This window comes from Allobosea sp. ASV33 (assembly GCF_016428755.1).
Lineage (GTDB): Bacteria > Pseudomonadota > Alphaproteobacteria > Rhizobiales > Beijerinckiaceae > Allobosea.
Window position 1 is genome coordinate 55,163 of the sequence record NZ_JAELTI010000008.1, and the last position, 18,649, is coordinate 73,811.

Annotated in this window: 20 protein-coding genes; 11 read left to right on the forward strand and 9 right to left on the reverse strand. The window is 67.7% G+C overall.

Translation table 11 applies throughout. The annotated features are described in order from the left end of the window. Positions 1-95 precede the first annotated feature (95 nt). Positions 96-1,529 (forward strand): NAD-dependent succinate-semialdehyde dehydrogenase, encoded by a 1,434-nt coding sequence (locus JHD80_RS04380; protein WP_199085158.1) that lies wholly within the window; start codon positions 96-98, stop codon positions 1,527-1,529. 3 nt (positions 1,530-1,532) lie between these two features. On the opposite strand, the gene JHD80_RS04385 is transcribed toward JHD80_RS04380, so the two are convergent. Next, on the reverse strand, positions 1,533-2,435 hold the full coding sequence (locus tag JHD80_RS04385; protein WP_199085159.1) for a LysR family transcriptional regulator: 903 nt from the start codon (positions 2,433-2,435) through the stop codon (positions 1,533-1,535). An 88-nt stretch (positions 2,436-2,523) separates the two neighbouring features. On the opposite strand from JHD80_RS04385, the gene JHD80_RS04390 reads away from it, so the two are divergent. Then, positions 2,524-3,546, forward strand: coding sequence for a bile acid:sodium symporter family protein (locus JHD80_RS04390; RefSeq protein ID WP_199085160.1), 1,023 nt, complete (start codon positions 2,524-2,526; stop codon positions 3,544-3,546). A 136-nt stretch (positions 3,547-3,682) separates the two neighbouring features. After that, positions 3,683-3,892 carry a DUF2934 domain-containing protein gene (locus JHD80_RS04395; RefSeq protein ID WP_199085161.1) on the forward strand — a complete coding sequence of 70 codons (210 nt, stop codon included), beginning with the start codon at positions 3,683-3,685 and terminating at the stop codon, positions 3,890-3,892. A gap of 66 nt (positions 3,893-3,958) precedes the next feature. On the opposite strand, the gene JHD80_RS04400 is transcribed toward JHD80_RS04395, so the two are convergent. Both JHD80_RS04400 and JHD80_RS04405 read right to left on the reverse strand, forming a co-directional pair. Then, positions 3,959-4,240: a hypothetical protein gene (locus tag JHD80_RS04400; RefSeq protein WP_199085162.1), complete on the reverse strand. Its 282-nt coding sequence runs from the start codon at positions 4,238-4,240 to the stop codon at positions 3,959-3,961. A 73-nt stretch (positions 4,241-4,313) separates the two neighbouring features. After that, on the reverse strand, positions 4,314-4,571 hold the full coding sequence (locus JHD80_RS04405; protein WP_199085163.1) for a hypothetical protein: 258 nt from the start codon (positions 4,569-4,571) through the stop codon (positions 4,314-4,316). A 295-nt stretch (positions 4,572-4,866) separates the two neighbouring features. On the opposite strand from JHD80_RS04405, the gene JHD80_RS04410 reads away from it, so the two are divergent. The 7 genes from JHD80_RS04410 to JHD80_RS04440 all read left to right on the forward strand — a co-directional run bounded on the left by JHD80_RS04410 (position 4,867) and on the right by JHD80_RS04440 (position 11,443). Next, the gene (locus JHD80_RS04410; protein WP_199085164.1) at positions 4,867-5,760 is read left to right on the forward strand and encodes a hypothetical protein; all 894 of its coding nucleotides are present in this window, start codon (positions 4,867-4,869) and stop codon (positions 5,758-5,760) included. Positions 5,761-5,818: 58 nt separating this feature from the next. Next, positions 5,819-7,090: an extracellular solute-binding protein gene (locus JHD80_RS04415; protein WP_199085165.1), complete on the forward strand. Its 1,272-nt coding sequence runs from the start codon at positions 5,819-5,821 to the stop codon at positions 7,088-7,090. A 191-nt stretch (positions 7,091-7,281) separates the two neighbouring features. Next, complete coding sequence (locus tag JHD80_RS04420) at positions 7,282-8,214, forward strand: carbohydrate ABC transporter permease (protein WP_199085166.1); 933 nt, start codon at positions 7,282-7,284, stop codon at positions 8,212-8,214. Beyond that, positions 8,211-9,068 carry a carbohydrate ABC transporter permease gene (locus tag JHD80_RS04425; protein WP_349237206.1) on the forward strand — a complete coding sequence of 286 codons (858 nt, stop codon included), beginning with the start codon at positions 8,211-8,213 and terminating at the stop codon, positions 9,066-9,068. Before JHD80_RS04420 ends, JHD80_RS04425 begins: the two co-directional genes overlap by 4 nt. Then, positions 9,065-9,754, forward strand: a complete 690-nt coding sequence (locus tag JHD80_RS04430) for an N-acetylmannosamine-6-phosphate 2-epimerase (protein WP_349237207.1) — start codon at positions 9,065-9,067, stop codon at positions 9,752-9,754. Before JHD80_RS04425 ends, JHD80_RS04430 begins: the two co-directional genes overlap by 4 nt. Further along, entirely contained in the window at positions 9,741-10,679 is a 939-nt protein-coding gene (locus JHD80_RS04435; RefSeq protein WP_199085167.1) for an N-acetylglucosamine kinase, read from the forward strand. The genes JHD80_RS04430 and JHD80_RS04435 overlap by 14 nt, the downstream gene beginning before the upstream one ends. Before the next feature lie 164 nt (positions 10,680-10,843). Next, positions 10,844-11,443 carry a histidine phosphatase family protein gene (locus tag JHD80_RS04440; protein ID WP_199085168.1) on the forward strand — a complete coding sequence of 200 codons (600 nt, stop codon included), beginning with the start codon at positions 10,844-10,846 and terminating at the stop codon, positions 11,441-11,443. 8 nt (positions 11,444-11,451) lie between these two features. Here JHD80_RS04440 and JHD80_RS04445 read toward each other — a convergent pair whose 3' ends face one another. Genes JHD80_RS04445 through JHD80_RS04470 form a run of 6 tightly spaced genes read right to left on the reverse strand, consistent with a single transcriptional unit; the run spans position 11,452 to position 17,342 of the window. After that, positions 11,452-12,324, reverse strand: coding sequence for a glucosamine kinase nucleotide-binding domain-containing protein (locus JHD80_RS04445; protein ID WP_199085169.1), 873 nt, complete (start codon positions 12,322-12,324; stop codon positions 11,452-11,454). After that, positions 12,321-13,580 carry a UDP-N-acetylglucosamine 1-carboxyvinyltransferase gene (gene murA, locus JHD80_RS04450; RefSeq protein ID WP_199085170.1) on the reverse strand — a complete coding sequence of 420 codons (1,260 nt, stop codon included), beginning with the start codon at positions 13,578-13,580 and terminating at the stop codon, positions 12,321-12,323. Before murA ends, JHD80_RS04445 begins: the two co-directional genes overlap by 4 nt. Continuing rightward, the gene (locus tag JHD80_RS29060) at positions 13,580-14,029 is read right to left on the reverse strand and encodes a GNAT family N-acetyltransferase (protein ID WP_199085171.1); all 450 of its coding nucleotides are present in this window, start codon (positions 14,027-14,029) and stop codon (positions 13,580-13,582) included. Before JHD80_RS29060 ends, murA begins: the two co-directional genes overlap by 1 nt. Further along, a complete protein-coding gene (locus tag JHD80_RS04460; RefSeq protein WP_199085172.1) occupies positions 14,026-14,844 on the reverse strand; it encodes an ABC transporter permease in 819 nt (272 codons plus the stop codon). The genes JHD80_RS29060 and JHD80_RS04460 overlap by 4 nt, the downstream gene beginning before the upstream one ends. Next, positions 14,844-15,794: an ABC transporter permease gene (locus JHD80_RS04465; protein ID WP_199085173.1), complete on the reverse strand. Its 951-nt coding sequence runs from the start codon at positions 15,792-15,794 to the stop codon at positions 14,844-14,846. The genes JHD80_RS04460 and JHD80_RS04465 overlap by 1 nt, the downstream gene beginning before the upstream one ends. 18 nt (positions 15,795-15,812) lie before the next feature. Continuing rightward, on the reverse strand, positions 15,813-17,342 hold the full coding sequence (locus JHD80_RS04470; protein ID WP_199085174.1) for an ABC transporter substrate-binding protein: 1,530 nt from the start codon (positions 17,340-17,342) through the stop codon (positions 15,813-15,815). Between the two features lie 157 nt (positions 17,343-17,499). Here JHD80_RS04470 and JHD80_RS04475 point away from each other — a divergent pair, with 157 nt between their 5' ends. Beyond that, entirely contained in the window at positions 17,500-18,615 is a 1,116-nt protein-coding gene (locus JHD80_RS04475) for an anhydro-N-acetylmuramic acid kinase (protein WP_248311392.1), read from the forward strand. Positions 18,616-18,649 lie beyond the last annotated feature (34 nt).

Genomic DNA, 18,649 nt, shown 5'->3' on the forward strand with positions numbered 1-18,649 from the left:
ACTGGATCACAGAATGACCCGCCACCTATGGTCCTTCTGAAGACGGCGGATACGCCGCGCAAAGACCGCTGAACGCATCGCCAGCCGAGGCTTCCATGACGACCTATCCCGATCTCAAGCTCTATATCGGCGGCGCCTGGCGGAAGACGGCCGAGGAGCAGCCGGTCATCAATCCGGCCGACGAGAGCGTCATCGGCGCGGTGCCGCTCGCCTCGCAGACCGATCTCGACGATGCGCTGACGGCTGCTGCCGAAGGCTTCAGAATCTGGAGCCGCATGGCTCCGCGCATCCGCGCCGAGATCATGCTGAAGGCCGCGGCGCTGATGCGCGAGCGCGTCGAGGAGATCGCGTATTCGATCACATTGGAGCACGGCAAGCCGCTGGCCCAGGCCCGGCTCGAAGTCGTCAGGGGCTGCGAGTTCTTCGAATGGGATGCGGCCGAGGGCCAGCGCGCCTATGGCCGCGTCATCCCGAGCGAGCCCGGCATCCGCTATGTCGTGATCCACCAGCCGGTCGGCACGGTCGCGGCCTTCTCGCCGTGGAATTTCCCGATGAGCCAGCCTTGCCGCAAGATCGCGGGCGCGCTCGCGGCCGGCTGCTCGATCATCATCAAGGCGGCGGAGGAAACCCCGGCCGGCGCCCTCCATATCGCGCGCGCCCTGCATGATGCCGGCGTCCCGCCCGGCGTGTTCAACCTTGTCTTCGGCGTACCCGCCAAGATTTCGGGTTATCTGATCCCGCAGGCGCAGACCCGTCTCGTCGCCTTCACCGGCTCGACCGCTGTCGGCAAGCATCTTTCGGAACTGGCCGCCCGCCATATGACGCCGGTGCTGATGGAGCTCGGCGGCCATGCCCCGGTCATCGTCTGCGACGATGTCGATCCCATCGCCGCGGCCCATCTCTCCGCCACGCGCAAGGTCCGCAATGCCGGACAGGTCTGCACCTCGCCGACCCGCTTCTTCGTGCAGCAGGACATCTACGAGCGCTTCACCAGGGCTTTCGTCGAGAAGGCGCAGGCCGTGACGGTCGGCAACGGCCTCGATGCCGGGACGCAGATGGGCCCAGTCGCCAACAATCGCCGCATCGAGGCGCTGGAAGCGCTGACCGCCGATGCGCGGGCTCGCGGCGGGCGCGTGCTGGCGGGCGGCGAGCGCCTCGGCAATCGCGGCTATTTCTTCCCGCCCACCGTTCTCACCGAACTGCCGGACGATGCCCGCGCACTGCGGGAGGAGCCCTTCGGCCCGATGGCGATCATCAACCCGGTGCGCACGGTCGAGGAAGCCATCGAGAAGGCCAATTCCCTGCCCTTCGGGCTCGCGGCCTATGGCTTCACGCATTCGGCGGCCCGCGCCGATCAGCTCGCCGACGGTATCGAGGCCGGCAATGTCTCGATCAACACGCTGGAGGCTTCGGTGGCGGAAGTGCCCTTCGGCGGCGTCAAGGACAGCGGCTATGGCCGCGAGGGCGGCGCCGAGGGCCTCGCCCACTACATGACGATCAAGACCCTGTCCCACCGGATGGCGATCTGAAGACTATCCCCGTCGAGCCCGGAGCGGCGCCTCCGGCATGAGACGCCCCGCGCTCGCCAGGATGCTGTCGGCGAGCGCCCGCGCCGCCGCCTGATGCGACTGGCCGCCGATGACGACGAACTCGATCGTCCCCAGCGGCGGCAGCGCCTCGCGCGGTTCGACCTCGGCAAGGCCCTGCGGAATCAGCCGGGCCGAATGGGCGGTGATGCCGAGCCCGGCCACGGTTGCGGCGCGCAGGCCGGCAAGGCTGCCGCTGGTGCAGGCGACGCGCCAGGCGCGCCCGGCCCGCTCAAGCGTCTCGATCGCATGGACGCGCGTGATGCTCGGCGGCGGATAGAGCACGAGCGGCACGACCGACTGCTCGGCCAGTCGCGCATCAGGCCGGCCGGCCCAGACGAGGCGCTCCTGCCAGGCGACCTCGCCACGCTCGTCGCCCTTGCGGCGTTTGGCGAAGATCAGGTCGAGATCGCCTGCGTCATACTGCTCGTAGAGCAGCCCGCTCAGGCCCACCGTCAGCTCCAGATCGACCGCATGGTGCTGCATGGCGAAGGCCGCGAGAATCTCCGGCAGCGCCGTATAGGCGAAATCCTCGGAGACCCCGAGCCGCAGACGCCCGCGCAGGGTCGAGCCGGCGAGATAGTGCTCGATCCGCTGGCCTGCTTCGAGCGCCTGCCGCGCGAAGGGCAGGATCGCGTCCCCGTCGGGGGTCGGGCGAACCTGATGCGTGTCGCGCTCCAACAGCCGCCGCCCGAGCCGCTTCTCCAGCCGCGCGACATGCTGGCTGACCGAGGATTGCCGCAGGCCGAGCTGCCGCGCGGCTTCCGTGAAGCTCAGCGTTTCGCAGACCTTGAGGAAGCTTTGCAGCAGAACGGGATCGAGAGGCTTCGGGTCCGAATTCAACATCATGATTCATGATAGCCGATATCGCCGGCAATCGGGATCAAAATGAGCGCGGAAGGGATTACAACGCGGGACCTCATCGGAAGGACCGCAGATGATCCGCCGCACCCTCGCCCGCTTCGGCATCGACCCCTATCTGATCGCGCTGATGGCGACGGTCGCGATCGCGGCCGTTTTTCCCGCCCATGGCGCCGGCGCGGTGATAGCCAACGATGCGGTCTCGGTCGCGGTCGCGCTGCTGTTCTTCCTCTACGGCGCCAGGCTCTCGCCGCAGGCCGTCTGGGAGGGCCTTTTGCACTGGCGGCTGCAATCGCTGGTCTTCGCCAGCACCTATGTGCTGTTCCCGCTGCTCGGCCTGCTGCTCACCCAAGTCTTCGCCGGCTACCTGCCCTCGGAACTCGTGGCCGGCCTGATCTTCGTCTGCATCCTGCCCTCGACCGTGCAGTCCTCGATCGCCTTCACCTCGATCGCACGCGGTAATGTCGCGGCCGCCCTGTGCAGCGCCTCGGTCTCCAACCTCTTCGGCATGGTGCTGACGCCGCTGCTCGTCGTCCTGATGCTCAATTCGAAGGGCGGCGGCTTCAGCACCCGCGCCGTCGAGAGCATCGCGTTGCAGCTCTTGCTACCCTTCGTCGTCGGTCAGTTGCTGCGCCGCTGGGTCGGCCCCTTCCTGCAGCGCCACAAGGCGCCGATCTCGCTGGTCGACCGCGGCTCGATCCTGCTCGTCGTCTATGCCGCCTTCAGCGAGGGCATGGTCGCCGGCATCTGGTCGCAGGTCACGCTGGCCGATCTCGGCCTGGTCATCGCGCTCGACGTCGTCCTGCTCGCCGCGGTCCTGGCGATCACCACCTTCGTCAGCCGGCGCTTCGGGTTCTCGAAGGAGGATGAGATCGCGATCGTCTTCTGCGGTTCCAAGAAGAGCATGGCGAGCGGCATCCCGATGGCGAACATTCTGTTCCCCGGCCAGGCGCTGGGCCTGATCGTGCTGCCGCTGATGCTGTTCCACCAGGCCCAGCTCTTCGCCTGCGCCGTCCTGGCCCAGCGCTACGCGCGCCGCCCGCTGCCGTCGAAAGTGGAGATGCCGGACAGCCCTGCGCCGGCGGCGGCGAAGGCCTGAGCCTGGCCGCGCGATCTTTCATTCGCGCGGGAACAGCACCGCTCTCATCAAGGTTGTTTCCGTGCACGGCAAAGCCGGCGCCCTCTCAAGCCAGGATTCCCCGCTTCGCATCGGGGAACGATCATGGAGGCGAGACATGCAGCAGGACGACAAGACCCGCCACGAAATCCGGAAGATTGCCTACGGGCTCTGGATCAAGGACGGCCAACCCGAGGGCCGCGACCGCGAGCATTGGGAAGCCGCCAAGGAAATCTGGGCCTTCCGCAGCCACAATCACGTCCTCGATGACGATGACGAATCCAGCGGAACGGCAAGGAAGCGCAGGCAGAAATCCGACGCGGCGTAGCTCAAGCCGGCCTTTCCGGGGCCGGCTGCAAAACCAGTCGCCCAGGAGCAGGCGGCTTGATCAGCCTCAGGGGCAGATATAGCCGTTCGGGTCGGGCTGGCAACGTGCCCCCGTGGGCAGCACCAGAGCGCCGCGCTCCCGCTTGACGTAATCGCCGTTCGGCAGCGTGAAGCCGCCGGTGTAGTCCGGGGAGACCCGCGTGCCGTCCGGCAGGACCAGTTGCGCGCCGTCGCGGACGATGCGCTTCGCCTGCGGAGCCGCAGGCTGGGGGGCAGGCTGAGGCCTGGATGAGACACAGCCGGCGGCCAGAACGGCAACCAGGCTGGCGGCAATCGATATCCTGATCATGCCCTATCTTTGCCGCGCCTGACGGCAGCGTGCAACCCCGGCGATGCTCGGAAGCGGCCCGGCAGCGCCTTCCCTACGGAATCGGAACGCAGGCCCCGAGCCTGACCATCATGCCGGGCGGGCACGCCTTCGCGCCGGTCGGCTGCGAAATCGGCCGCACGGATTCGCAGCATGCACCCCGCGCGACATAGCCGCTCGGGCAACCACCGGACATGTCCATCCGGTCCTTGCCGTCGCGTGTCGGGCGACATGAATTGGCGGCGCGCGCGCCCTCGGCAGCAACCAGACTGACAAGCGCGACCAATGCGGCGATGACGGCGAATCTTGCCATGGATCGACAGTCTCCGATGGTGACGGCTCATCCGTCGCCTCCATTCATGGCAGCGTCAAGGAGAGGGTGCGACCGGCGTCTCGCAAGCCGGCCTCGCCGCGCGCATTCGGCTGGAACGCTTCACAAAACCGCCGCCGCCGCGGTCGGGCGCGCGGGAACGCTCCAGCACCAGGATGGGCCGTGCCGGATTCAACTTGTACAGGCAGAACTGGTTCTATATTGGTCTATGCAACGACGGAAACGAGACGGCGAGCAGGGAGCGTCCCGAACGGTGCAAGGCGAGGAATCCGTTTCAGTGTCGATCGACCGCACCGCATCGACGACGCGCGAGGCCGGGCGAGCGTGGCGCGTGCTCTCGCAAGCCAGCGAGAAAGGCAGCGCGGCCTATAACGAGGATGTTGCAGGCGCGGCCGGCTCCTGCGCCTGGATCGTCGACGGTTCTGCTTTCTTCACCGGCCCCGCCCGGACCACCGCCGAATCGGAAGGGGCCTGGCTCGTCCGGCGGATCGACGAAATCCTGCGGGCAGACCCGCCGGAAGAGATGGCCTTCCCGGATTGGGCGGGCCAGCTCGAGCGGCAGCTGCGAGAGGATTACGCGGCGCTCGGGCAGGGCCACCCTGATCGCGAGCCGGGCGAAGGGCCCTCCGCCGTGCTCGGCATCGTCCGGTTGACCCGCGACGGACCGGCATTCCGGATCGAGGGCGCGGTGATCGGCGACGTCTCGATCCTGATCCATCACGGCGACCGGATCGAGCGATGGACCGACCCGTCGAGCTCTCCTTTCGAAGCCAGGACCATCGCGGCGGCAACCGCCGAGGGGCACCGTTCCGGCGAAGTGATCTCGCCGAAGGCGCTGGCGCAGATCCTGAGCAACCGGCGCTCGCTCAATCGGGCGGGCGGCTACTGGGCGGTCAATCCCGGCCTGAGCTGGACGGCCGGCCTGCGCCTGTTTTCCGGGACCATCTCTCCGACCGCGACCGTTCTGCTCGCATCCGACGGCTTCATGCGCCTTGTCGATGTCATCGCGCATCGTGACGATCGCGGGCTGGTCGAGGAGACGAAGCGCATCGGAGCCGCCGGCGTCATCGCCGAGCTGCGCCGGCTGGAAAGCGCCGACGCGCAGGCGGAGCGCTACAGGCGGGTCAAGATCCATGACGATGCCACGGCGCTGCTGGTGACGCCGGGCTGACGCGACAACCAGATCGAAAAGCCGCCATAAGGCGGCAGGAACAAGCGGGAGAGTGAAGATGTCTGCAGGAATCGAGACCAAATCCATCGTCCGGCGCACGCTTGGCAAGCTGGCGCTGACGCTGTTTGCCGCCGCGACGGCCTTCGCCGCGCCGGCAAAGGCGGAAGACCTCACGCTGTGGAGCTGGCGCCAGGAGGACAAGGCCGCCTATGCCAAGTTCATCGCCGCCTTCCGCAAGCAGCATCCCGACATCAACGTGAAGTTCGAGGCCTTCGAGGCCGCGAACTACAACACGGTTCTGTCGACCGCGCTTGCCGGCGGCACGGGGCCGGACATCGTCCAGGTGCGCGCCTATGGCACGCTCGGCGTCGGCAAGCCGGATTATCTGGTGCCGCTCGACAAGACGATGGTGCCGGAATTCGCGAACTTCCCGGATTCGGCGATCGCGGCCGAGACGATGCGGGCCGACGGCAAGCTCTATGCCGTGCCGCTCGCTTCGCAGACCATGCTGATCATCTACAACAAGGAGCTGTTCGAGAAGGCGGGCGTCACGCCGCCCAACACCTGGGACGAGCTCGTCGGCGTCTCCAAGACGCTGAAGGAGAAGGGCATCAATCCGTTTGGGAACGGCACGGCGACGGCCTGGCAGAACGAGACCATCGTCGGCTCGCTGCTCTCCTCGCTGATCGGCAAGCAGTTCGAGCAGGACGTGATGGCCGGCAAGGCCGATTTCACAGATGCCCGCTTCGTCGGTGCCCTGACCAAGCTCAACGAGATAAAGGATTATTTCGCGCCGAACTTCTCGGGCGTCGACTATGCGGCCTCGCAGCAGCTCTTCGCCGCCGGCCGCGCCGCGATGTTCGCGGGCGGCTCCTTCGAGATCGCCAACTTCCTGCGCCAGAACCCCAAGCTGAAGCTCGGCCTCTTCCCCTCGCCCGTCGCCAAGGCCGGCGACCAGCGGCTGGTCGCGCTCTATTATGACGGCGGCTTCGCCATCAACGCGGCCTCGAAGAACAAGGACGCGGCGCTGAAGTTCCTGCGCTTCCTCGGCACGCCCGAATTCGGCACGGCTTTCTCGAACGACCTGCAGAACATCTCGCCGATCAAGGGCGTGGCCTTCGAGAACCCGCTGCTGAAGGAAGTCGCGACGCTGAACCAGAGCGCGATGCCCTACATCATGCTGGTCAATTTCCGTTACCAGGAGCCGACCGGCTCGGTGCTGCTGCAGTCGGGCGTGCAGAAGATGCTCGCCGGCAAGGCGACCCCGGCCGAAATCGGCGCCGAGATCACCAAGGGCATCGCGACCTACTACGCGCCCTTCAAGAAGTAGATCCCGGCGCGTTGATGTAACGCGAACCCGCGCCGTCATTCCGGACAAGCGGCGAAGCTGCGCCGATCCGGGATCCATCGTCGGGCGCGCAGCCTTACGATGGATCCCGGGGCAGGCCCGGGATGACGTTGTGTTTCCGCAGCAGGTTGGCCGCCGCTTGTCTCCCCGGCGCATTCCGAAAGCCAGAGCCGATGCAGACGGACTACAAGAACCGCGAGAGACGCCGCCGCGCGGCCTGGATCGCCTTCCTGATCCTGCCGCCGCTGGCGATGATGCTGACTTTCGTGGTCTGGCCTCTGCTCTCGGCGCTCAGCTCCGCCTTCTATCGCTGGGACGGCATGGCGCGGGGCGATTTCATCGGCCTGAAGAACTTCGCCGACGTCCTGGTGGGCGATCATTTCGCCGCGCTGACCTGGCGGGCCTTCCGCCATAACCTCTTCGTCTTCTTCGCGCTTTTCGTGGTGCAGAACAGCGTCGGCTTCCTGCTCGCCTGGTTCATCTATCGCGAGCCCTTCGGCTTCCGCTTCCACCGCGTCGCGATCTTCATGCCGGTCATCCTGTCGACCGTTCTGGTCGGCTTCCTCTGGAAGCTGTTCCTCGATCCGAATTTCGGGCTGGTGAACCAATTGCTCGACATGACCGGGCTGGGCAGCTGGCGCCAGCCCTGGCTCGGCCAGGAGATGACGGCGCTGCCGGCGCTCGTGCTCGCCAATGCCTGGCACTGGGTCGGCTTTCCCGCGCTGGTCTATCTCGCCGGCATGCAGCGCATCCCCCGCGAGATCCTCGAAGCCGCCAAGCTCGACGGCTGCAATGGCTGGCAGATGCTGACCCGCGTGGTCTGGCCGCTGGTCACGCCCTCGACCACGATCACGCTGACGCTGCTCTTCATCGGCGCGTTCAACTGGTTCGAGCTGCCCTACATCATGGCGGGGCTGGACGGCTCGCCTTATGGCTCGACCGACGTGCTCGGCCTGTATTTCTACCGCACCGCCTTCGGCAACCAGAGCGCCGGCATCCAGGATTTCGGCCACGGCAATGCGCTGGCCGTGCTGATGTTCCTGTTCATCGCGGCGGTCGCGACCGTGATCACCCAATATCTGCGCAAGCGGGAGATCGCGCTGTGACCTCCCATGCCGCAACCAACGACCCGCTCTTCCCGCGCAGCAGCGCCGGCAGTTTGATCGCTGCCGCGCTGCTGATCGGCAACACCGTGCTGATGCTCTATCCGATCGTCATCATGGTCTTCTCGGCCTTCAAGACGACGGCCGAGATCTTCGACGCGCCCTTCGCCCTGCCTGACTTCACCTATGTCGAGAATTTCGCGCGGATCTGGGTCGAAACCAGCCTGCCCGGCTATTTCGTAAACTCCGTCGTCATAACCGGCACCTCGATTCTGCTGACGCTGATCCTCGGCACGATGGGCGCCTATGGCCTGGCGCGCTACTCATTCCCCGGCAACTCCGCGATCTTCATGTTCTTCCTGGCCGGACTGATGCTGCCGCTGAAGCTCGCGGTGATCCCGCTCTTCCTGCAGATGCGCGATTTCGGTTTGCTCGATACAAGGCTCGGCTTGATCCTGATCTACACGGCGATGGGCCTGCCCTCGACGATCTTCATCATGACCGGCTTCCTGCGCACCTTGCCGGTGGAGCTGGAAGAAGCCGCCCGCATCGACGGCGCCTCGGAACCCCGCATCATGTTCTCGATCATGCTGCCGCTCTCGATCCCGCCGATGGTGATCGCCGCGATTCAGAACGCCGTGCCGACCTGGAACGACTTCTTCTTCCCGCTGGTGTTCATCCAGACCGATGCTCGCAAGACCCTGCCGCAGGGCCTTTCGGTCTTCATGGGCGAATACACCACGGACTGGGGCATGCTCTTCGCCGGCCTCACCATCGCGGCGCTGCCGCTGACCATCGTCTACATCCTGATGTCCAGACAGTTCATCCGCGGCATGACCGCCGGAGCGGTGAAGTGACAGCGCCCGCCGAAGCCTTGATCCCACCGCGCAGCCTCGCCGTTTCCTGTCAGGCACGGGCCGACAATCCCCTGCACGGGCCGGCCTTCATGGCGGCGATGGCACAGGCGGCCGAGCAGGGCGGCGCGCTCGCCTTGCGCGCCAATGGCCCCGCCGACATTGCCGCGATCCGGGCGGTCAGTCGCCTGCCGATCATCGGCATCCTCAAGCGCTGGGACGACCGCTTCCCGGTCTATATCACACCGGACTTCGCCAGCGCCGAAGCGATCGCCGCGGCCGGCGCCGACATCATCGCGCTCGACGCTACCGACAGGCCCCGCGACGGTGAGCCGCTGGACCGGCTGATCGCGCGCATCCGCGACGAGCTGGGCAAGCCGGTCTTCGCCGATTGCGCGACGCTGGAGGACGGCGTGCGCGCCGCCGCGCTCGGCGCGAGCTATATCGCGACGACCCTCTCCGGCTATACGCCCGAGACGGAAGCGCGGAAGGCCCTCGGCCCCGACATCGCCCTGATCGAGGCTCTCGCCAAGACGGTGTCCGTGCCGATCATCGCCGAAGGGCGCGTCGAGCAGCCGGAGCAACTGGAGTTGGCCTTCGCCGCCGGCGCGCATGCCGTCGTCGTCGGCACGGCGATCACCAATCCCCGCGAGATCACCCGCCGCTTCGCCCGCCATGCCGGCGCCTGAGGACAGGCTCGGCCTCGGCATCGAGACGGGCGGCACCGGCTCGCGCTGGTGCCTGTCCGCCTCCTCGGGTGCGATCTTCGCGCGCGGCGAAATGGAGCCGATGACCGGCCATGTCTTCACGCAGGCTGAGCGTGAACGGGTTACCGGCGTCTTCGCACGATTGGCCGGAGAGCTTGGGAATATCGGGCGACCGGCTGCGATCGTCGCAGGCGTCACCGGACTGGGACCGGAAAGTGCCGCAAGAGGCGTCTTCTCCGAAATCCTGGCGACAGCTTTTGCCTGCCCCGAGGCAAAAATCCTCGTCGTCGACGACATGTGGCTGGGCTATCGCGCCCGCTTCGCGCCGGGCGAAGGCATCATCGTCTATTCCGGGACGGGCTCGATCGGCTACCACCTCGGCACCGACGGCGAGATCATCCGTGCCGGTGGGCGCGGCGTCCTCATCGACGATGGCGGCTCCGCCGCCTGGATCGCGGCCGAGGCCTTGCGCCGATTGCTGCGCCGCGAGGACGAGGCTCCCGGCTCCGGCTGGGAGAGTCCGCTCGGCCGCGCTCTCGCAGAGGCGCTCGGAGGAGCCTCCTGGGATGCCGTGCGCACCCATGTTTATGGCGGCGACCGCGGCAGCCTCGGCCTGCTCGCCCGCGCGGTCGCGACGGCGGGAGACGCTGACGACCCGACAGCCGCAGAAATCTTCATCCAAGCCGGCGAGGAACTGGCACGACTCGCGCTGGCGCTAAGGGCACGTGTCGGCGCCAAGCCCGTGGCCCTATGCGGACGCGCCGCGACCTTGTCGCCGCTGATCGCCCAGCGCTTCCAGGCGCTCGCGGCGCCGCCGGTGACATTGGACGAAGCGCAGGTCGATGTGCGCGCCTGCGCCGCGAGCTTGGCGTGCGATTTGGCCCGATCGGACGAAAACCGGCTTTGAGAGCATCCTGATTATTCTCCGAACCTCGGTGTCATCCAGGGCTTGCCCCGGGATCCATCGGAGGGCTCGGAGCTCTACGATGGATCCCGGATCGGCGCTGCTGCGCCGCTTGTCCGGGATGACGACGTCGTTGTGCAGGTGATCAGCAGTCAGGAACGACAAGCATGCCGACCGTCTATTTCGTCACCCACCCGGAAGTCGTCGTCGATCCGCAGGTCCCGGTGCCGGATTGGGGGCTCTCCGCCATCGGCTGGACGCGCATCGAGGCCTTCTGCCAGCGACCGGAGCTGGCTGGTGTGACCGATGTCTTCACCAGCAACGAGCGCAAGGCGATGGATTGCGCCGAAGCGTTCCAGCGCGCTCGCGGCCTGCCTTTCACGGCGCGCGAGGACCTGCGCGAGAACGACCGATCGGCCACCGGCTATGTCGCGCCGCCGCGCTTCTGGGAGATCGTCGACCAGTTCTTCGGACAGCCGGATACCAGCATCCTCGGCTGGGAGACGGCGCGAGCTGCGCAGGCGCGGATCAAGGCCGGCGTCGCGGCCTGCATCGCCGCGAGACGCGGCACGGGCGACCTCGTGATCTTCGCCCATGGCGGCGTCGGCACCTTGCTGCTCAGCGACCTCTTGGGCGAGCCAATCTCGCGCAAACACGGCCAGCCCATCGCGGGAGGCGGCTGCTATTTCGCCTTCGACATGGAAAGCTGGACCCTGTGCCATGGCTGGCACGACATCGTCCCTGAAGGGGCACGGACGACACCTTGACCTGACCGTTAGCCCCGCGTCCGCACCCGCGAGAGCGCTCCGGCGATCGCGTCGCTCTTCACATGGCTCAGCCGCCGCCGGACATCCGGCGCGAGCCAGGCTTCCATCGCCGAGGACAGGCCGCCGATCAGCGCCACCCGCGGCACATCGCGCTCGAACAGCGTGCGCACCATCGCGTCGATCATCGCGGCGGCGTTCTGCATGATCATACGGGCATGGGAATCGCCGAGATCGGCATGGCGCAGCACGAGCGGCGCCAGCGTCGCGTAGTCGGTGGCATGAGCCTTGTCCATCCAGGCGACGACCTCGAACGGATCGGCCTCGAACCGCGCCAGCACGTCTCGCGTGAAGCGCGTCGCGGGCTCGCGCCCGTCATGGGCACGCAGCGAGACGCGGATGGCGGCGAGGCCGAGATCGGCGCCGCTGCCCTCGTCGCCGATCGGAAAGCCATAACCGCCGATCCGGAGCTCCTCGCCATTCAGCCGGGCAAGCCCGATCGAGCCGGTGCCGATGATGACGATGCCGCCATCCTCGCCGTCATGCGCGCCGAGGCAGGCGGCAAGTCCGTCGCTCTCGAACACGGTTTGCGCGAAGGGCGAATCCCAGGCGGCAAGGTCCTCGCGGATGCCCTTGCGCCCGATGCCCGCGAGGCAGATGCCGGCATGGACACGCGCGAAATCGGCCTCGCTCAACCCGGCTTCGGCGATCGCACCGCGCGCCGCCTGCATCACGGACGCGAGCGAGGTTTCGAGCCCGAGCCGGAGCGAAGCCGGGCCGGCAATGCCGGAGCCCAGCACTTCGCCGGCCGCTGTTTCGAGGCGGCAGCGGCAGCCGGTGCCGCCACCATCGACGCCGAGATAGAGATCGGCGGGCGTGCTCATGCCGGGACCCGCTCGATATCGGCGCCGCAGCGCTTGAGCTTGCGGTCGAGCGCCTCATAGCCGCGATCGAGATGGTAGATGCGGCTGACCACGGTCTCGCCCTCGGCGACGAGGCCGGCGAGCACGAGGCTGACCGAGGCGCGCAGGTCCGTCGCCATCACCGGCGCCGCCTTCAGGCTGGCGACGCCGCGCACGGTCGCGCTGGTGCCCTTCAGCGTGATGTCGGCGCCGAGCCGGACCAGCTCCGGCACATGCATGAAGCGGTTCTCGAACACCGTCTCGCGGATCAGGGAGGTGCCGTCCGCCACGCTCATCAGCGCCATGAACTGCGCCTGGAGGTCGGTCGAGAAGCCGGGATAGGCCTGGGTCATGATGTCGATGCCGGTGAGCCGGCCGGGGCGCGTCACCATCAGCCCGCGATCGCTCGGCCAAAGCCTGACGCCGGCCGCCTCCAACGCCTCGCCGACCGCCGCGAGATGCTCCAGCCTTGCGCCGACCAGCTCGAGCTCGCCGCCGGTGATCGCGGCGGCGACCGCATAGGTGCCGGCCTCGATCCGGTCCGCGACGATCTCGTGGGTCGCGGGCGAGAGGCTCTGCGCGCCCTGGACCAGCAGGCGGTGGCTGCCGATGCCCTCGATCCTGACGCCCATCGCCGTGAGGCAACGCGCGAGATCGAGCACCTCCGGCTCCTTGGCGGCGTTGACGATCTCGGTCTCGCCCTTGGCGAGGCTCGCCGCCAGGAGCGCGGTCTCGGTCGCGCCCACCGAGGAGAACGGGAAGACGATCCGTGCGCCGGTCAGGCCTCGCGGCGCCTTGGCCTCGATATAGCCGCCGGCCACGGTGATTTCCGCACCGAGCGCTTCGAGGGCTTTGATATGAAGGTCGACTGGCCGCGCCCCGATCGCGCAGCCACCCGGCAGCGAGACGCGCGCCTGGCCGAAGCGCGCCACCAGCGGCCCGAGCACGAGGATGGTCGCGCGCATCTTGCGGACGATGTCGTAGCTCGCCTCGCGCGGCCCGGCCTGCGCGGCATCGAGCGTCAACGCATCGGCGGCCCGGCCCGAGAACGTCACGCCATAGCCTTCGAGCAGGGCTTGCATCGTCTGGATGTCGACGACATCCGGCAGGTTGCGCAGGGTCAACGGCTTGTCGGAAAGCAGCGCCGCGGCGAAGGCCGGCAGCGCCGCGTTCTTGGCGCCGCGGATATCGACCGTGCCGGACAACCTCTGGCCGCCGCGGATCAGGAGTTTGTCCATCAGCCCTGTCTCCGTGCCGGAATCATCGGCTTCTCATAGCGCAGGAAGTGATGCTGCGCCCCAGCGAACTCCCGCTCGCAGTCATCAGCGACCTGCCAGCCGGCCCGCCCATAGAAGCGGCGCGCGCCCTCGTTGGCGGCGAAGACTTCGAGCGACCGGGCGCCATTCGCTTCCGCATAAGCGAGCAGCGCGGCGCCATGGCCTTGGCCGGTCTCGGCGGCGAAGAGCATGGCGATATGCCCGTCCTTGACCAGCAGCACGCCGCGCACGCCGTCCGCGTCGAGGACCGTGAGCTGCGACAGCTCGCGGACAAAGCGCGCTTCGAAATGCGCCTGGTCGAAGTCGAGCGCGGCGTCGCCGATGATCGGCCGGAAATGTGTGGCATAGGCCCGTGCCATCAGCGCGGCGGCCGGCGCGATATCGTTCGCGGCCGCCTTGCGGATGATCACGACTGGCCCCTGAGCCGCGGGTCGAGCTCGTCGCGCAGGGCGTCGCCGAGCAGGTTGAAGCCGAGCGAGAGCAAGAGAATGCCGAGCCCGGCGAAGATCGCGTTCCAGGGCGAGAGCAGCACGAAATTGCGCCCTTCCGCCAGCATCAAGCCGAGCGAGGGCGTCGGCGGCTGGGTGCCGAGGCCGAGGAAGGAAAGCGAGGCCTCGACCAGGATCGCCGCCGAGAGCAGGAGCGAGCTCTGCACCAGGATGACCGAGGCGAGATTAGGCAGGATATGGCGCAGCATGATCCTGAGATCGGTCGCGCCGATCGAGCGGATGCCGGCGACGAAATCACTCTCGACCAGAACCATGGCCGGCCCGCGGATCAGGCGCGCGAAGATCGGCACATAGACCACGGCGATGGCGATCGCGGCGCTCTCCGTGCGCGGCCCGAGCATGGCGATGATGCCGATCGCCAGCAGCATCACCGGGAAGGCGAAGAGGATGTCCATCGCCCGCATGATGATGCGGTCCCACCAGCCGCGGTAGAAGGCGGCGAGCAGGCCGAGGCTGCCGCCGATCAGGAGCGCGAGCCCGACCGCGATGCCGCAGGCGATCAGTGCCGTGCGGTAGCCGTAGAGGATGCGCGAGAGGATATCGCGGCCGAGATGGTCGGTGCCGAGCCAATGCGCGAGGCTCGGCCCCTTCATCCGGGCGACGATGTCCTGTGCCAGTGGGTCATAGGGCGCGATCAGCGGCGCGCCAAGCGCGAGCGCCAACTGCAGGACGACGAAGATGCCGGCGACGATGGCGATGCGGCGGCTCTGGCTCATCAGGCCGTCCTCAGCCGGGGGTCGATCAGCGCATAGGCGAAATCGACGAGGGCGTTGACCAGCACGAAGCCGACGGTGATGACGAGGATCGTGGCCTGGACCAGCGGATAGTTGCGCTCGGCGATGGCGCCGAGGATCAGGCGGCCGAGGCCGGGGATCGAGAAGACCTGCTCGACCACGATCGCGCCGCCGAGCAGATAGCCGGTCATGATGCCGACGCTGGTGACGAAGGGGATCAGCGCGTTGCGCAGGGCATGCCGATAAAGCACCGCCCGTTCGCCCAGCCCCTTGGCGCGGGCGGTGCGGATATAGTCCTGGCCGAGCGCATCGAGCATGGCGGTGCGCACCAGCCGCGAGAGGTTGGCGAGGATCGGCAGCGCCAGCGCGATCGCCGGCAGCAGGAGTCGCTGGAGGTTGCCGAGCGGGTCCTCGCTGAAGGGCACATAGCCGAGCGAGGCGAAGCTCGGCGCCAGCGTCGCGACCGTGATCAGCATGACGATGCCGAGCCAGAAGGAGGGGATGGTGAGCCCGGCGATGGCGCCGACGCGCAGCACGAGGTCGGCCCGTCCGCCGCGCCAATGCGCCATCAGGCAGCCGACCGGGATCGCAAGCCCCGCGCCGAGCACGAGCGCGAACAGCGTGAGCTGGAGCGTCGGCCAGATCTGGGCTCCGATCTCCTGCATCACCGGCCGGCCGGTCCAGATCGAGGTACCGAAATCGCCGCGCAGGGCATGGCTGAGCCAGACCCAGTATTGCTCCAGCAAGGGCCGGTCGAGCCCGAGCGCGCCGCGCATCGCGGCGATGCGCTCCGGCGTCACCTCGGTATTGGCGCCGAGCATGATCGCCACCGCGTCGCCCGGGATCAGCCGGATCATCAGGAAGACGATCACGGAAATCCCGAACAGCACGATCACGAGGTCGAGGCTGCGCTGCAGCAGGTGACGGAGCATGCCTCGACGTCGCCCCCGTTAGCGCAGGCTGGCGCGGCCGAGCGAGACCAGCGAGCGGTTGGCGTAGATGTCGTAGCCCTGCAGGTTGCTGCGCACCGCGCTGAACAGCGTGGGATAGGCGATATGCGCCGCAGGCCCGGTGCAGCCCAGAATCTTCTGCGCGTCGCGATAGGCGGCCTGGCGCGCCGGCTTGTCCAGCGTCGCGCGACCCTTGTCGAGCAGCGCGTCGAGCTCGGGGTTGCTGTACTTGAAGACGTTGGTCGAGCCGCCGGTGCGGAAGGCGCGGTAGAAGTAATCGTCCGGCTCGATGCTGCCGGCATTGGTCGAGGCGAAGAGGTCGAAATTCGAGTTGCGCCAGTCCTGCACGAACTGACCGAGCTCGGGGTTCTTCAGCTCGACCTTGAAGCCGGCCTTGCCGAGCTGCTGCTGCACCACCTGCGCGATGTCGCGGATGTCCTGCCGCGGCAGCACGGTCATGCTGACCGCGACCGGCGTCGCGACGCCGGCCTCCTTGAGCAGGGCCTGCGCCTTGGCAGGATCATAGGCGTAGCAGGGCAGGTCCTTCACATCGACGGCCCAGTCCTTCAGCACGGCCGGGAGCGGAGCTGCCGGCGCGCCGCTGCCGAACAGAGCGGCGTCGATGATCTCCTTGCGGTTCAGCGCGTAGTTCAGGGCTTCGCGCACCTTCGCATTGTCGAAGGGCGGCTTCGACGTGTTCATGCCGATCAGCGTGTAGGCGAGCTCGGTCGTCTCCTGCATCGCGACATTCGGCTTGCCCTTGAGCTGGAGCGCCGTCGCCGCATCGATATGCGGCAGCAGCGCGAACTGGCCGTTGCCGATGCCAACCTGACGAGTCGCCGCTTCCGGCACGAAGTTGAACTTCACGCCCGCAAGCTTGACCTCGGCCGCGTTCCAGTAGCCGGCATGCTTGGCGAGACGGATGAAGCCGTTCGGCTGCCATTCCTCGAACTTGAACGGGCCGGTGCCGACGGGCGCGCGCTGCAGCGCGTCCTTGTTGGTCTCTAGCCCACGCGGCACGATGGCGATGCCGGTCAGCGAGGCGAGCAGCGGCGCGGAGGGCTCCTTGAGCTTCAATTCCAGCGTCGTCGCATCGACGGCGGTCGCGCTTTCCATCGCGGAAAGGCGGCTGGCGAGCGGCGAGCCGACATCCTTCGACAGCACGCGGCGCAGCGACGAGGCAACGTCTTCCGCCTCCATCGGCTTGCCGTCATGGAAGGTGACGCCGGGGCGCAGCTTGAAGGTCACCGTCTTGCCGTCGGCCGAGGCGGTCCAGGACTGGGCGAGCCCCGGGATGATGTTGAGGTCCTTGTCGAGGGCGGTCAGGCCCTCGTAGATCGGGCCGAGCACGATCTGGGAGGAGGCGAAGGCCGTGACGATATGCGGATCGAGCCCGGCGGGCGAAGCCTCGACGGCGACCTCCAGCATTTGAGCGGAAGCCGTGCCCGCGAGCAGCGCGAAGGCTGCCGCGGCGACGCTGTAACGCAGGGCGCGGCGCAGCCCGGAACCCTGTTTCACGACATGAAGCATGACACCCCTCCTGATGTGATGGACGGCGCCTGTTCCGACGCTCGTATGAACCGATCGCATATGGACCACTTACGGACCAATCTGGACAAGGCTTAGCCGATCGCCTAGAGCCGGTGCAAGCCTCGAAGCAACGACTTCGGGGGGTTGCAGGGGCGAAATGACGATGCGTGACCTCGACAAGCCCGTATTGACCGCGATCGGCGTGATCAGCGGTACCTCGATGGACGCGATTGACGTCTCGATCGTCGAGAGCGACGGGCGCGATCAGCTCCGCTTCGGCGCCGGGGCCGGGGCCGGCTACCCCTACCCGCCCGAGACGCGCCGCCAGCTGCAGGCGCTGGTCGCCGAGGCCGAGCGCGCGGTGACCGAGCCGCTGGTCGAGTTGGAGGCCGCCGTGACCGCGGCCCATCTCGACGCGGTCAGGCGCTTCATGGCCGAGCAGGGCATCAAGCCCGAAAGCGTCGATCTCGTCGGCCTGCATGGCCAGACCGTCTATCACCGTCCCGAGATCCGCTTCACCCGCCAGTTGATCGACGGGCCGGCCGTGGCGCAGGCCTTGGGCATCCCGACCGTCGATCGCTTCCGCCATGCCGATGTCGAGGCCGGCGGCGAAGGCGCGCCCTTTGCGCCGCTCTATCACCGCGCGCTGGCCCAGGGGCTGGAGCAGCCGGTGATGGTGCTGAACCTCGGCGGCGTCGGCAATGTCACCTATATCGACGGCGACGACGTAATCGCCTTCGATACCGGTCCGGCCAGCGCGATCCTCGACGATTTCGTCCTGCGCCGCCTCGGCAAGACCTATGATGCCGACGGCACGCTGGCGGCGAGCGGCACGGTCCGCGAGGACCTCGTCGCCGATTTCATGGTCAATCCCTATTTCGACCGGCCGGCGCCCAAGTCGCTGGACCGCAACGATTTCCACCGCCGCGCCCAGGTGGTCGAGGCGCTCTCGGATGCCGATGGCGCGGCGACGCTCGCGGCCTTCACAGTGGAGAGCGTGATCGATGCGCTCCGGCATGTGCCGAAGGCGCCGCGGCGCTGGCTGGTCACTGGCGGCGGCCGCCTGAACGGCCATTTCATGCGCCGCCTGCACGAGCGCCTCGGCGTGCCCGTCGAGCCGGTCGAGGCAGCCGGCTGGGCCGGCGACGTCATCGAGGCGCAGACCTTCGGCTATCTCGCGATCCGCTCGGTAAAGGGCCTGGCCCTCAGCCTGCCCGGCACGACCGGTGTGCCCTACCCCTTGACCGGCGGGCGGCTGAACCTGCCGGGCTAGGCTTCAGGTCGTTTCCAAGGAACCGCGACGTCAT

Coding starts and splice junctions, on each gene's coding strand:
- JHD80_RS04380 (WP_199085158.1), top strand. CDS start 96: ATGACGACCTATCCCGATCTCAAGCTCTATATCGGCGGCGCCTGGCGG.
- JHD80_RS04385 (WP_199085159.1), bottom strand. CDS start 2,435: ATGATGTTGAATTCGGACCCGAAGCCTCTCGATCCCGTTCTGCTGCAA.
- JHD80_RS04390 (WP_199085160.1), top strand. CDS start 2,524: ATGATCCGCCGCACCCTCGCCCGCTTCGGCATCGACCCCTATCTGATC.
- JHD80_RS04395 (WP_199085161.1), top strand. CDS start 3,683: ATGCAGCAGGACGACAAGACCCGCCACGAAATCCGGAAGATTGCCTAC.
- JHD80_RS04400 (WP_199085162.1), bottom strand. CDS start 4,240: ATGATCAGGATATCGATTGCCGCCAGCCTGGTTGCCGTTCTGGCCGCC.
- JHD80_RS04405 (WP_199085163.1), bottom strand. CDS start 4,571: ATGGCAAGATTCGCCGTCATCGCCGCATTGGTCGCGCTTGTCAGTCTG.
- JHD80_RS04415 (WP_199085165.1), top strand. CDS start 5,819: ATGTCTGCAGGAATCGAGACCAAATCCATCGTCCGGCGCACGCTTGGC.
- JHD80_RS04420 (WP_199085166.1), top strand. CDS start 7,282: ATGCAGACGGACTACAAGAACCGCGAGAGACGCCGCCGCGCGGCCTGG.
- JHD80_RS04435 (WP_199085167.1), top strand. CDS start 9,741: ATGCCGGCGCCTGAGGACAGGCTCGGCCTCGGCATCGAGACGGGCGGC.
- JHD80_RS04440 (WP_199085168.1), top strand. CDS start 10,844: ATGCCGACCGTCTATTTCGTCACCCACCCGGAAGTCGTCGTCGATCCG.
- JHD80_RS04445 (WP_199085169.1), bottom strand. CDS start 12,324: ATGAGCACGCCCGCCGATCTCTATCTCGGCGTCGATGGTGGCGGCACC.
- murA (WP_199085170.1), bottom strand. CDS start 13,580: ATGGACAAACTCCTGATCCGCGGCGGCCAGAGGTTGTCCGGCACGGTC.
- JHD80_RS04460 (WP_199085172.1), bottom strand. CDS start 14,844: ATGAGCCAGAGCCGCCGCATCGCCATCGTCGCCGGCATCTTCGTCGTC.
- JHD80_RS04465 (WP_199085173.1), bottom strand. CDS start 15,794: ATGCTCCGTCACCTGCTGCAGCGCAGCCTCGACCTCGTGATCGTGCTG.
- JHD80_RS04470 (WP_199085174.1), bottom strand. CDS start 17,342: ATGCTTCATGTCGTGAAACAGGGTTCCGGGCTGCGCCGCGCCCTGCGT.
- JHD80_RS04475 (WP_248311392.1), top strand. CDS start 17,500: ATGACGATGCGTGACCTCGACAAGCCCGTATTGACCGCGATCGGCGTG.